Annotated in this window: 13 protein-coding genes; 8 read left to right on the top strand and 5 right to left on the bottom strand. The window is 67.3% G+C overall.

Annotated elements, in window-relative coordinates; all coding sequences use genetic code 11:
- Positions 1–98: 98 nt before the first annotated feature.
- Both E6N53_RS12390 and E6N53_RS12395 read right to left on the bottom strand, forming a co-directional pair.
- The gene (locus E6N53_RS12390) at positions 99–626 is read right to left on the bottom strand and encodes a PIN domain-containing protein (RefSeq protein ID WP_236642349.1); all 528 of its coding nucleotides are present in this window, start codon (positions 624–626) and stop codon (positions 99–101) included.
- Complete coding sequence (locus tag E6N53_RS12395) at positions 626–928, bottom strand: UPF0175 family protein (protein ID WP_142859733.1); 303 nt, start codon at positions 926–928, stop codon at positions 626–628. Before E6N53_RS12395 ends, E6N53_RS12390 begins: the two co-directional genes overlap by 1 nt.
- Before the next feature lie 324 nt (positions 929–1,252).
- Here E6N53_RS12395 and E6N53_RS12400 point away from each other — a divergent pair, with 324 nt between their 5' ends.
- Together E6N53_RS12400 and E6N53_RS12405 are read left to right on the top strand one after the other, a co-directional pair.
- A complete protein-coding gene (locus tag E6N53_RS12400) occupies positions 1,253–2,092 on the top strand; it encodes a pantoate kinase (protein WP_142859735.1) in 840 nt (279 codons plus the stop codon).
- Between the two features lie 65 nt (positions 2,093–2,157).
- Positions 2,158–2,955, top strand: a complete 798-nt coding sequence (locus E6N53_RS12405; RefSeq protein ID WP_142859737.1) for a 4-phosphopantoate--beta-alanine ligase — start codon at positions 2,158–2,160, stop codon at positions 2,953–2,955.
- 23 nt (positions 2,956–2,978) lie between these two features.
- Here the strand turns inward: E6N53_RS12405 and E6N53_RS12410 are convergent, their stop codons facing one another.
- Positions 2,979–4,037 (bottom strand): molybdopterin-dependent oxidoreductase, encoded by a 1,059-nt coding sequence (locus E6N53_RS12410; protein WP_142859739.1) that lies wholly within the window; start codon positions 4,035–4,037, stop codon positions 2,979–2,981.
- A gap of 113 nt (positions 4,038–4,150) precedes the next feature.
- Between E6N53_RS12410 and E6N53_RS12415 the strand changes: the two genes are divergently transcribed.
- Positions 4,151–4,879 (top strand): SDR family NAD(P)-dependent oxidoreductase, encoded by a 729-nt coding sequence (locus E6N53_RS12415; protein ID WP_142859741.1) that lies wholly within the window; start codon positions 4,151–4,153, stop codon positions 4,877–4,879.
- Positions 4,880–4,898: 19 nt separating this feature from the next.
- Here the strand turns inward: E6N53_RS12415 and E6N53_RS12420 are convergent, their stop codons facing one another.
- Positions 4,899–6,053 carry a pyridoxal phosphate-dependent aminotransferase gene (locus E6N53_RS12420; protein WP_142859744.1) on the bottom strand — a complete coding sequence of 385 codons (1,155 nt, stop codon included), beginning with the start codon at positions 6,051–6,053 and terminating at the stop codon, positions 4,899–4,901.
- A 97-nt stretch (positions 6,054–6,150) separates the two neighbouring features.
- On the opposite strand from E6N53_RS12420, the gene E6N53_RS12425 reads away from it, so the two are divergent.
- Positions 6,151–6,486, top strand: a complete 336-nt coding sequence (locus tag E6N53_RS12425) for a hypothetical protein (RefSeq protein ID WP_136603432.1) — start codon at positions 6,151–6,153, stop codon at positions 6,484–6,486.
- A gap of 45 nt (positions 6,487–6,531) precedes the next feature.
- On the opposite strand, the gene E6N53_RS12430 is transcribed toward E6N53_RS12425, so the two are convergent.
- Positions 6,532–7,560: a glutathione S-transferase family protein gene (locus E6N53_RS12430; RefSeq protein WP_142859746.1), complete on the bottom strand. Its 1,029-nt coding sequence runs from the start codon at positions 7,558–7,560 to the stop codon at positions 6,532–6,534.
- A 240-nt stretch (positions 7,561–7,800) separates the two neighbouring features.
- Here E6N53_RS12430 and E6N53_RS12435 point away from each other — a divergent pair, with 240 nt between their 5' ends.
- The 4 genes from E6N53_RS12435 to E6N53_RS12450 all read left to right on the top strand — a co-directional run bounded on the left by E6N53_RS12435 (position 7,801) and on the right by E6N53_RS12450 (position 11,453).
- Entirely contained in the window at positions 7,801–8,832 is a 1,032-nt protein-coding gene (locus E6N53_RS12435) for a thiamine pyrophosphate-dependent dehydrogenase E1 component subunit alpha (RefSeq protein WP_142859749.1), read from the top strand.
- Positions 8,832–9,842, top strand: coding sequence for an alpha-ketoacid dehydrogenase subunit beta (locus E6N53_RS12440; RefSeq protein WP_136603435.1), 1,011 nt, complete (start codon positions 8,832–8,834; stop codon positions 9,840–9,842). Before E6N53_RS12435 ends, E6N53_RS12440 begins: the two co-directional genes overlap by 1 nt.
- Positions 9,843–10,841, top strand: a complete 999-nt coding sequence (locus E6N53_RS12445; protein ID WP_142859751.1) for an NAD(+)/NADH kinase — start codon at positions 9,843–9,845, stop codon at positions 10,839–10,841. It abuts the gene before it with no gap.
- A gap of 105 nt (positions 10,842–10,946) precedes the next feature.
- Positions 10,947–11,453, top strand: a complete 507-nt coding sequence (locus E6N53_RS12450) for a VOC family protein (protein WP_136592125.1) — start codon at positions 10,947–10,949, stop codon at positions 11,451–11,453.
- The last annotated feature ends 37 nt before the right edge of the window (positions 11,454–11,490 follow it).

Consider the following 11,490-nt stretch of genomic DNA (forward strand, 5'->3'; position numbering starts at 1 on the left):
ACGTCGCTGTTCGGCGAGCGGGTGCTCGTCACGAGCGAAGCGAAGTGACGGTGTTCCCACGTGATAGACAGCGCCTGAGCCCGGAGGACGAACCACGCTTACTCCTCACTCGCTTCGGCCGCTTCGTCGATTAGCTCGTCCGCCTTCTCGCGGAGTTCACCAGTCATGTGGAGGCCGTGGCTGTCGAGACGGCGGACGAGGGCTTTTGCTTCCTCGACAGTGAGCTCGCCGTCAGCGACGTTGCGGACGACGACACCAATCGTCCCCGTGACAGTCGCCCCGAGTCCACGGGCGACGGTTCGGACGCGGCGATCGTCGGAGACCACGGCGACCGGTTCGTTGGAATCACGGTGCGAGAGGACAGCAGCGAGAATCCACACGTCTCCAGTCTCTTCGGGTTCGCCCAACACGTCCTGTGCTTTACTGACGTACTGGCCGTGAGCACGCTGTACGAGGCGTTTGTCTGATGAGAGAAGCCGTTCTAGATTTGATTGCGCGGGTTCGGTCGTGACCTCGTATCGAACACCACCTAGAATGGAGACGCCACCGTCAAACACCGTCAACAGCTCCAGCTCACCCACCTGCCCGAGCGCGATGAGCGTCGTCGCGTCGACGTAGATATCCATCAGAGGTCACGTGCTGCGTCGACATCCGACTCCAAATCCTCAGGCGTCAACTGCGACGTCAGGTTCCGCTCCCGAGCGATTTCGAGCCACTCACCGAGACCGACACCGGCGATACGTGCCGCCTGGTTCACCGAGACCTCGCCGGACTGGTAGCGTTCGACGGCGACACGAACCCGGAGGTCGTGGAGTCCTTCACGGAGTGCTTTCCGAATCGTCGTACTCCGGTCTTCTCCGAGGAGGTCAGCGACTTCATCGAGCGCCTCTCGCTCGTCGTCCGGTATTCGAGCACTGATCGAGGGCATGTATACGTGGTATTACAATGGATACACAGATAAGCGTGCCTCTGAGGAGACCTCGAGTCACGACTCGCCAGTCGAGCCTCGGAAAACGCGGGTAGGGGTGTCGGTGGTTGAGACCGGGGCGTCGTCCCATCCTCGCGGGCAGACGACATCGTATTCGAGGGTGAGCGAGTATCTTAACCTATCGGCCCGAGCATCAGTTTCGAGAGCCACTCGTGAGAGCGGTGGTGGAGGGAGGAGGCGTGCGCGCGCGCGGATGTGTGAGTAACGCACGCGGGCGAGGAAATCTGAAGCGTTATACGGGGTTCGCGGGGTATGTCACAGTAGATGACGGAAGAGTCGACGGCGACTGCGTTCGTTCCCGGGCACGTCACCGGGTTCTTCAGTGCCCACCGGACCGACGACCCGGTGACGACCGGGTCGCGGGGGGGTGGCCTGACGCTCTCGGACGGGGTCAGCGTACGGGTTACACCCTCCCAGACGACGCGCGTCGACCTCGATGGGGAGCGCGTCGGGATGGCTCCAGTGGAACACGTCCTCGACGCCTTCGGTGTCTCCGCTCGCGTCACCATCGAGAGCGAACTGCCGGTCGGGTCGGGCTTCGGTGTCTCCGGCGCGGCCGCGCTGGGGACGGCCTTTGCGAGCAACACGGTGTTCGACGGCGAGCGCTCCGAGAACGACCTGGTCAGGCTGGCACACGTCGCCGAGGTCGAGTCGGGAACGGGCCTCGGCGACGTCGTCTCGCAGGCGCGCGGCGGCGTCCCCATCCGAATCGAACCGGGTGCGCCGGGCCACGGTGTCCTCGACGGTGTCCCGACGAGTTCGCGCGTCGAGTACGTGACGTTCGGCGAGTTGTCGACGGCCGAGGTCATCGAGGGTGACACCAGCCGACTCAGCCGTGCGGGCGAGCGCGCGCTCGGCGAACTGTGTGAGCGGCCGACGCTCCCACACTTACTCCAGTTGTCGCGTCGCTTCGCGCGCGAGGCGGGACTGCTCGTCCCCGAGGTGGAGACGGCCATCGCGGCCGTCGACGACGCCGGTGGCGAGGCGGCGATGGCGATGCTCGGGCGGTCGGTGTTCGCTCTCGGGACGGGGCTCTCTGACGCGGGGTACGACCCGCACGTCTGTGAGACCTACCCGTCGGGTGCACACCTCGAGCGGCTGTGAGCGGGCGTGTGGGAGCCGAGCGCGAAGGCGGCCGATTTTTACCCTCTGAGCCACCTCTGACGAGCATGAGCGACGCGGAGCTATCGGAGTTGCCGGAGTCACACCCCCGTTATCTCTCACTGCGGACACGACACCGAATCGAAGAGGGCGTCGAGAAGGGCATCACCTCGAAGCAGGGACTCATCGCCGAGGGACGCGGCGAGGCGTTCGACTACCTGCTCGGCGAGCGGACGCTCCCCACCGCCGACGACGCGGCGCGGGCGGCGGCCGCCCACCTCCACTTGGCGCGCCATCCCGTCATCTCGGTGAACGGCAACGTCGCCGCGCTGGTCCCGGAGGACGTGGTGGCGCTGGCCGAGGTGGTCGACGCCGACATCGAGGTGAACCTGTTCAATCGCACCGACGAGCGGATGCGAGCCATCGTCGAGCACCTGCGCGAGCACGGGGCAGAAGACGTGAAAGGGCTCGCGGGCGACGCGCGCATCCCCGGTCTCGACCACAAGCGCGCGGTCGTCGACGCCGACGGTATCGGCGACGCGGACGTGGTGCTCGTGCCGCTCGAAGACGGCGACCGCGCGGAGGCGCTCGCCGCCGTCGGGAAGACGGAACTCGTCGTCGACCTCAACCCCCTCTCGCGGTCGGCGCGAACGGCAGCGGTCCCCATCGTCGACAACATCGTCCGGGCGCTGCCGAACATCACGGGGCACGCGCGCGACCTCTCCGGGCGGTCACGGGAGGAACTCCAGGCCATCGTCGACGGGTTCGAGCCGGCGACGGCGCTCGAGGCGGCCGAATCCGCCATCCGAGGCGGGACGCTCGACTCGCGGGCGGAGGCGCCGGCCGAGACGAACGGCGAACGGTGAGAGGCGACCCGTGAACGGCGACACTACGTCACACCGCTGACGAGCGTCGCGAGGTATTGCGAGGCGTCGCGTCTCCTTCGAAGCTCGATTCGCGTGACCCACTTGACCCACTGGAACCCCCGCCGCTGCGGGGCGACGAGTCGAAGCGGGAAGCCGTGGCCGTGAGAGAGCCGTTCGCCCCCGACGTGGGTCGCGAGGAGAAAGTCCCGCGCCTCCGCGAGCGGAAAACTCCAGCGGTAGCCCGTCACCGAGTGGACCGTCACCCACCGCGCGTCCCCGTCGATACCGGCATCGTCAAGCACGGTTCCGAGCGAGACCCCGCGCCAGTCTTCGACGGTGTACCACCCGCTCGTACAGTCCAAGAGCGCGCGCCGTTCGTCTCGTGTGTCGAGTGTCTCGTCCGAGAGCGTGAGCGGCGATTCGACGAGGCCGTCGACCCGCAGCCGCCACGCGTCGAGGTCGACCGGGTCGGGGTCGTCGGCGACCCACGAGGTGACCGGGAACCCCTCGCCGTCGACCGGCTTCGACCCCGTGAACCGGCGTCGCTCGCCCTCGGTCCCGGCGACGCGATTCACCAACTCCTGCGAGCGAGCAACGAGCGCCCCACCGACGAGGAGCGCGCCGTACTGCAGCGCGGTGCGCCGCCCCTCGAAGTCGACGCGGCGGACGGGGCGGTAGCGAGCACGGAGGTGGAGCACGACGAGCGGCACCAAGAGGAGGCCCAGGCCGATGTGGACGTTGAGGAGCGTCCAGAAGCCGACGTCGACGTCGACACCGAGCACCCACGCCACACCGGTCGCGAGCGCGGCGAGGGCGACGACGGCCGTGAGCACCGACAGCGGGGTCGCGCGGTCCCATCGGCCGCGTCGGAGCCTTGGCTTCACTCTTCGAAGTTTGAACAAGAGCAGGACGAAGAGCGTGAGCCCGACGACGCGGTGGACCCAGAAGAGCGGCCACTGGGCGGCCGCGCCGGCACCGAGCGAGACGATACCGGTGACCGCCTCGACGAGGACGCAGGCGAGGATCGACCAGTCGACGAGGCGTGGGCGGGGTTCGAGGGCGGCGAGCGACGACCCGGCCATGGAGAACGTTACGGCGGGAGCGAGATGAACGCGTCGGCTCCGCGGACGGGCGTCCGCGCAGTCGACACCCGGGGCACGAACGCCCAAGTGGGACGGCTTCGTCGGAGGGGACGATGCCAGCCGCACTCGTCACCGGTTCCTCCCGGGGAATCGGCCGCGCGATCGCCACCCGCTTCGCACGCGACGGCTACGACGTCGCCGTGAACTACCACACCAGCGAGGCCGCCGCGGCCGACGTGGCCCGGACCGTCCGCGACCTGGGCCAGGAAGCGACCGTCGTCGGGGTCGACGTGAGCGACCCGGACGCGGCGGCGCGCCTCGTCGCGGAGACCCGAACGGCGTTCGGTGGCCTCGACCACGTCGTCAACAACGCTGGAATCGACCAGCACGTCTACACCGAAGCGCTGTCGCCCGCGGACTTCGACCACGTGATGGACGTGAACGTCAACGGCGCGTTCAACGTGACGAAGGCGGCGTTGACACACCTCCGAGACGCCGCGGACGACCCCTCGGTCACCAACGTCTCCTCCATCCTGGCGTACACCGGCGCAGCCATCGAGTGCCACTACGCCTCGTCGAAGGGGGCGCTGGTGTCGCTGACGAAGAGTCACGCGAGTGACTTCGCCCCCGACGTGCGGGTGAACGCCGTCGCGCCGGGCCACGTCGAGACGGACATGACCGCAGACCGCAGCGACGCGGAGAGAGGACAAGCGCGCGAACGGATTCCGCTCGGGCGGTTCGGTCGTCCCGACGAGATCGCCGACGCGGTCGCGTACCTGCGCGATGCGACCTTCGTGACGGGGGAGACCCTGAACGTCAACGGCGGGGAGTTGATGCGGTGAGGCCGGTGTCGGGGCCGACTCAGGCGTCCGCGAGCGCCCGTTCGATTCGGTCGAACCCCTCGTGGAGTCGGTCGAGACTGTTGGCGAAGCTCAACCGGAGTCGACCCTCGCCGGCGTCGCCGAAGCCACCGCCGGGGGCGAGGACGACACCGTAGTCGGTGAGGAGCCGTTTCGCCACCTCCAGACTCGTCCCCGGGAGGTCGACGTCCAAGAAGGCGTAGAACGCACCCTCGGGGCGGGGACAGTCGAGCCCGTCGATGTCGTCGACACGGGCGACCACGGCGTCACGGCGCTCCTCGAAGGCGGCGTACATCTCCCGAAACGGCTCCTGTGGTCCGGTCAGCGCGGCGAGCGCGGCGTGCTGAGCGACGCTGGAGGTACAGGCCGTCGTCGACTCTCTCACTTTGGTCGCCTCGTCGACCACCGGGTTCGTGCCGGCCATCCAGCCGACACGCCACCCGGTCATCGCGTGGCTCTTCGAGCAGGAGCCGACCGTGACGACGTGGTCGGCGTCGTCGACCAGGCCCGCGACCCCGCGGGAGTCGCCGTCGTAGGTGAGCGCGAGGTACACCTCGTCGGCGATGACGTACGCGTCGTGGTCGGCGGCGGCCTCGACGACGGCCCGAACGGCGTCGGCGTCCGCGACGCGGCCGGTCGGGTTGGAGGGACGACAGAGCATCACGGCGGCCGTCTCAGCGCCCATCGCCTCGATGAGCCGGGCGGCGTCGAGGTCGAAGCCGGTCTCGGCCGGCATCGGGACCGCTCGGGGGACGCCGTCGGCGAGACGGGCCTGCGTCCAGTAGTTCGGCCACCCGGGCGAGGGAACGAGGAGTTCCTCGCCGGGGTTCACCATCGAGAGGACGGCGAGGTGAAGCGCCTCCATCCCGCCCGTCGTGACGAGGACGTCGTCGGGACGGGTCGGGACCGAGAAGTCGCGGTCGAGCGTCTCGGCGATGGCCGCGCGGAGGGCGGGGAGACCGGCGTTGGACGTGTAGTGGGTCGCCCCCTCACGGGCGGCGGTCGCCGCGGCGTCGATGACGTGTTCGGGCGTGTCGAAGTCCGGTTCGCCGACTTCGAGGCGGACGAGGTCCCGGTCGGTGGCCTGTGCGAGGTCGAACATCACCCGGATGGAAGAGCGAGAGCAGTCGCGGACCCGAGCGGTCGGTGTGGGCATAGCGGAGGGAGGTGGATGGGAGAGTTAAGCGTCGGGGTGGTCGCGAGGGGTATCGCCGCGCCACACGCTTTTCCGGCCGGCCGACGGGGGTCCCCACATGGTCGAGACGAAATCGCGCCGCGTGGCACTCGTCGTCGTCCGAGACGCCGTGTGCTATCCCGTGGTCGCAGCCGGTGTCGCGTTCGTCCTCGCCTCCGTCCTGTCAGCCACGTTTGGAACCGTCCTGTTCGCCGTGTTCGCCGTCGCTGCAATCGCGACCGGGTTCGGGGCGATGTCCGGGAGCGCGTCGAGCGACGCCCTGAACGCGGGTGCCGGACTGACCGCGACGTCCCAGCCGGGAGAGCGCTGGGGGGGTGCGACGCTCGTCAGACTCGGACTGTTCGACCTCGGTCTGGCTGCGATACTCACCGCACACGCGCTCTGGTGGGCGTGACCGTCGTAGGACGACGCCCCCGCGCCCCGAGCACCTGGCCGCCGCTCAGTCGTCGGCCGTCACCGGACCGTCGGCCAGGTCTGTGGGCGGGCCGCCGGGGAGTCGGTCGCGGTCGTGCGGTTCGGTGAAGTCGATGTCGGGGCCGGTCGCCACCAGCCGGGAGGGGTTGATGTCGCCGTGGCTCCCGTAGTAGTGGTCGACGATGTGCTGGAGGCTCACCGTCTCTTCGACGCCGGGCAACTGGTACAGTTCCTTCGTGTAGTTCCAGAGGTTCGGGTACTCGTGGACGGCCCGCCGGTTACACTTGAAGTGGGTGTGGTAGACGTGGTCGAAGCGGACGAGCGTGACGAACATCGCGAGGTCGGCCTCGGTGAGGACGTCGCCGGCGAGGTAGCGCCGGTCGTCCAGGAGTTCCTCGTAGTGGTCGAGCGCGTCGAACAGTTCGTTCACCGCCTCGTCGTACGCCGCCTGGGTGCCGGCGAAGCCCGCGCGGTAGACGCCGTTGTTGATGGGGTCGTACACGTCGTCGATGAGCCGTTCGACCTCGTCTCGGTGTCCCTCGGGCCAGAGGTCGACGTCTCTGGTCGCGAGGTCGTCGAACGCGACGTTCAGCATCCGCATGATCTCTCGGGACTCGTTGTTGACGATGGTCTCTTCATCTGTGTCCCACAGCACGGGAACCGTGACCCGTCCGGTGAAGTCAGGGTCGGCACGGGTGTAGACGTCGCGGAGATACGGTTCGTCGTAGAGCGGGTCGGGGTACTCGTCGGAGAACTCCCAGCCATCGTCGATTCGCACCGGTTCGACCAGGGAGAGCGAGACGACGTCTTCGAGCCCCTTCAGCGCCCGCGTCAGCGCCGCGCGGTGGGCCCACGGACAGGCCCGGCAGATGTAGAGGTGATAGCGGCCGGCTTCGACGGGGAACTCGGCGTCCGGGTCGGGGACAGCACCGTCGCGAACGGCCTCGCCGCCGACCCACCGCCGGAAGGAGGTCGCTTGACGGTCGAACTCGCCCTCGTCGTTCGTCGACTCGTAGGCGTCGACGCGCCACTCGCCGTCGACGAGCATGTTCATCGAACCACCGCAGGCGTCTCGTGCATGAGCGAGTGAAGGGGGTGTGACCCGAAAAGGGTTGGCCAGTCGTGCGTGACGGCGCGAAGGGTGGGGGAGCACGGACGGATATCCCACCACATATTACTATAGAATATCAGCCAGTGGTTCCCCGCTCGAGAGTATTTAATACACGAATATACACTTCAGATACATATTAGTTATACGAACAATTATGAGGGTTGCCGCGGAGTATTCCGATGTATGGTATCCATAGACATCGAAACGGAGGACGGACAGCGAGAAATCCTCCGTCGAATGTTAACTATTCGAGCGTTTGACACGAAAGCGGGCGAGTTGTTCGCCGACGGGGAACTCCCGGGGTTCGTCCACCTGTACATCGGCGAGGAAGCGGTGGGCGTCGGGGCCATCTCGGCGTTGGAAGAACAGGACTACATCACGAGCACACACCGTGGGCACGGTCACTGCATCGCGAAGGGGCTCGACACGTACAAGATGATGGCCGAGCTCTACGGCAAGCGAGACGGCTACTGCAACGGCAAGGGCGGGTCGATGCACATCGCCGACGTCGACGCCGGGATGCTCGGTGCGAACGGTATCGTCGGTGCGGGCCCGCCACTGGCGACAGGCGCGGCACTGACCGCCGACTACAAGGGCGAGGACAAGGTCGCCCTGGCGTTCTTCGGTGACGGGGCCGTCGCACAGGGGCAGGTCCACGAGGGCATCAACCTCGCCGCGACGTGGGACCTCCCGGCCATCTTCGTCGTCGAGAACAACCACTTCGGCGAGGCGACGGCGATGGAAGACCAGCACAACGTCGAACACCTCTCGGCGACGGCGGAAGCGTACGACATCCCCGGCTTCACCGTCGACGGGATGGACGTCACCGCGGTCTACGAGGCCGTGAAGGAGGCCCGCGAGCGCGCGGCCAACGGCGAAGGACCGACGTTCATCGAAGCCGACACGTATCGGTACGAGGGCCACTTCGAGGGCGACCACCAGCCCTACCGCACGGAGGAGGACATCGAACTCTGGAAGGACCGCGACGCCATCGAGACGTTCAAGAACCGACTCGTCGAGGCGGGAACGGTCACCCAAGCGGAGTTCGAGGAGATGCGCGACGAGATCGAAGCCGAGATCGAAGAACACGCCGAGCGGGCCAAGGAGGCCGACTACCCCGACCCGAGCGAAGCGTACGAGGACATGTTCAACGCGACCGTCCCCGAGATCAACGACTTCGCGGCGCGGATGCGCGCCGACGGAGGTGAGCGATAATGAGCACTGACACCGCAAGCGGCGAGGGGTTCTCCGACACCGAGACGATGACCGTCCGCGAGGCCATCCGGCAGGCGCTTCGCGAAGAGCTGGAACGTGACGAGGACGTCTATGTCATGGGCGAAGACGTCGGCCGCTTCGGCGGCGTCCTCGGCGTGACGGGTGACCTCGTCGAACAGTTCGGCGAGAAACGGGTGCGGGACACACCCATCAGCGAGGCCGGGTTCACCGGCGCGGCCGTCGGTGCGGCCGCGACCGGGACCCGCCCCGTGGTAGAGATCATGTTCTCGGACTTCATGGGCGTCTGCTCCGAGCAGATCCTCAACCAGATGGCGAAGAACCGCTACATGTTCGGCGGGAAGACGGAGATGCCCGTCACCATCCGTACCACCGAAGGTGGAGGGATGGGTGCGGCGAGCCAACACTCCGGCACCATCCACACCTGGTTCGCCCACCTCCCGGGCATCATGGCCGTCGCACCCGGCACGGCGCACGCGGCGAAGGGTCTGACCAAAGCCGCCATCCGCTCGAACGACCCGGTCATCGTCTTCGAGAACAAGCAGATCTACGAGCAGGAGGGCGAGGTCCCCGTCAGCGAGGACTACACCATCCCGCTCGGCACCGCGAGCGTCGAGCGCGAGGGAGAAGACGTCACCGTCGTCGCGACCCAGCGGATGGTCGGCGAGTCGCTCCAACTCGCCGACGAGCTGGAGGGTGAGACGAGCGTCGAGGTCATCGACCTCATGTCGCTGTACCCGATGGACACCGACACCCTGCTGAAGAGCGTCGAGAAGACGGGTCGCCTCGTCGTCGCCGACGAGAGCCCCCTCTCGTACGGGACCCACGCCGAAGTGGTCGCGCGCGTCCAGGAGGAAGGCTTCTTCAGCCTCGACGCGCCCATCCAGCGCGTCGGCGTCTCGGACACTCACATCCCGTTCAGCCCGGCACTCGAAGAGGAGATTCTCCCGCACGCCGACGACGTCCGCGCGGCAATCGACCGCGTGGTCTGAGTGGGCGCGACTGTCGGTCTGGTCGTCAACCCGGCCGCGGGACGTGACATCCGCCGCCTCACCGGCGGCGCGAGCGTCAGTGACGACTACGAGAAACGCCGGACCGCCGAGTGCGTCCTCTCTGGACTGACGCTGGCGGACGACATCGAGGTGTTAGTCATGCCCGACCGTGGGAGCCTCGGCCAGAAACTCGTCAACCGCGGTCCCGACGAACTTGACATCAGCCTGCTCGACATGACCGTCGGCGGCGACGGCCAGGACACCAGACGAGCGGCGGAGATCTTCGCCGAGGAGGCAGACGCCATCGTCGTCCTCGGTGGGGACGGGACCAACCGTGACGTCGCTCACACCTCGGGTGACGTGCCGCTCGTGAGTGTCTCGACCGGGACGAACAACGTCTTCCCGAACGCCATCGACGGAACCGTCGCCGGGGGTGCGGCCGCCCTCGTCGCGACGGGCGCGGTGGCCCGGTCGGAGACGACCTACCAGCACGGGATGGTCGAGGCCGTCGCCGACACGGCGAACGGTGAGCGTCGAATCAGCGGACTGGCGACGCTCGGAATCCTCGATCACAAGTTCATCGGGACCCGCGCCATCCTCGACGCGGAGAAGATCATCGGCGGTGTGGTCTCGCGGGCGTTCCCCACCGAGATCGGCCTCTCGGGCATCGCGGGCGGTCTCACGGTCCACCCGCCCGACGAGCCGGGGGGCGTCGGCTACCGACTCGGCCCGGCCGCCGAGTGTACCGAACAGGTCGACGCCATCACCGTCCCCGGCGTCGTCGAACGCCTCGGCGTCCGCGAGTGGGAACCGCTGGACGACGACCAGCCCATGACGTTCGAACTCCCCCGCGGCGTCGTCTCGGTCGACGGCGAGCGCGAACTCGAGCTCAGAGAGGCCGTCATCGACGTGTGTCCCGTCGCGGACGGTCCCCGGGTGGTCGACGTCGACGCGGTGTACGACCACGCCGCACGCGACGGCTACTTCCGGCGGCACTGACTCCCCTCGTGGGGGGGGGGACGCTGACGGCTCGACGTTCAGAAGTTTTTGAACTATCATTATAGTTTTGTAGAAGTATATTCTTCTTGACGTCGAAGGGGTGGCATGGACACTGACGTGCCAGACCTCGGTATCGAGATTCCGGAGATCACCCAGATCGCGTTCGTCGTCCGAGACATCGACGACGGGATGGACCGCTTCGGCGGAATCCTCGGGATGGGCCCGTGGGACGTTTTCCGCTTCGAGCCACCGACGCTGACTGACACCACCTTCCGGGGCGAGCCACACGACTACTCGATGGTCCTCGCGCTGGCGTACGCCGGCGACACGATGATCGAACTCATCGAACCGCTGGAGGGGCCGAGCATCTACACCGAACACCTCGACGAGCACGGCGAGGGACTCCACCACGTCGCCTGCTTCGCCTTCGACGACACCGAGGCCATCGTCGAGGAGTTCGAGGCGGCCGGGATGCCGGTGATACAGAGTGGTGTGTACGGGGAGACGCCGTACTGGTACTTCGACACGCAAGAACAGTTGAACGGCGTCATCTTCGAGACGGCGACGAACCTCGAAGCGATGCCCGAACCGGACCGGACCTATCCGGAGTGAGGCGGCCGTCGACCGCCGCACACAGCAGGTGTTTTTC

Origin of the sequence: Salinigranum halophilum, from assembly GCF_007004735.1 — an archaeon.
Classification (GTDB): Archaea; Halobacteriota; Halobacteria; order Halobacteriales; family Haloferacaceae; genus Salinigranum; species Salinigranum halophilum.

Excerpts from the sequence above, each read along its gene's own strand:
- E6N53_RS12420 (WP_142859744.1), bottom strand. The coding sequence starts at position 6,053 with ATGCCCACACCGACCGCTCGGGTCCGCGACTGCTCTCGCTCTTCCATC.
- E6N53_RS12400 (WP_142859735.1), top strand. The coding sequence starts at position 1,253 with ATGACGGAAGAGTCGACGGCGACTGCGTTCGTTCCCGGGCACGTCACC.
- E6N53_RS12395 (WP_142859733.1), bottom strand. The coding sequence starts at position 928 with ATGCCCTCGATCAGTGCTCGAATACCGGACGACGAGCGAGAGGCGCTC.
- E6N53_RS12410 (WP_142859739.1), bottom strand. The coding sequence starts at position 4,037 with ATGGCCGGGTCGTCGCTCGCCGCCCTCGAACCCCGCCCACGCCTCGTC.
- E6N53_RS12425 (WP_136603432.1), top strand. The coding sequence starts at position 6,151 with ATGGTCGAGACGAAATCGCGCCGCGTGGCACTCGTCGTCGTCCGAGAC.
- E6N53_RS12415 (WP_142859741.1), top strand. The coding sequence starts at position 4,151 with ATGCCAGCCGCACTCGTCACCGGTTCCTCCCGGGGAATCGGCCGCGCG.
- E6N53_RS12390 (WP_236642349.1), bottom strand. The coding sequence starts at position 626 with ATGGATATCTACGTCGACGCGACGACGCTCATCGCGCTCGGGCAGGTG.
- E6N53_RS12405 (WP_142859737.1), top strand. The coding sequence starts at position 2,158 with ATGAGCGACGCGGAGCTATCGGAGTTGCCGGAGTCACACCCCCGTTAT.
- E6N53_RS12440 (WP_136603435.1), top strand. The coding sequence starts at position 8,832 with ATGAGCACTGACACCGCAAGCGGCGAGGGGTTCTCCGACACCGAGACG.
- E6N53_RS12435 (WP_142859749.1), top strand. The coding sequence starts at position 7,801 with ATGGTATCCATAGACATCGAAACGGAGGACGGACAGCGAGAAATCCTC.
- E6N53_RS12430 (WP_142859746.1), bottom strand. The coding sequence starts at position 7,560 with ATGAACATGCTCGTCGACGGCGAGTGGCGCGTCGACGCCTACGAGTCG.
- E6N53_RS12450 (WP_136592125.1), top strand. The coding sequence starts at position 10,947 with ATGGACACTGACGTGCCAGACCTCGGTATCGAGATTCCGGAGATCACC.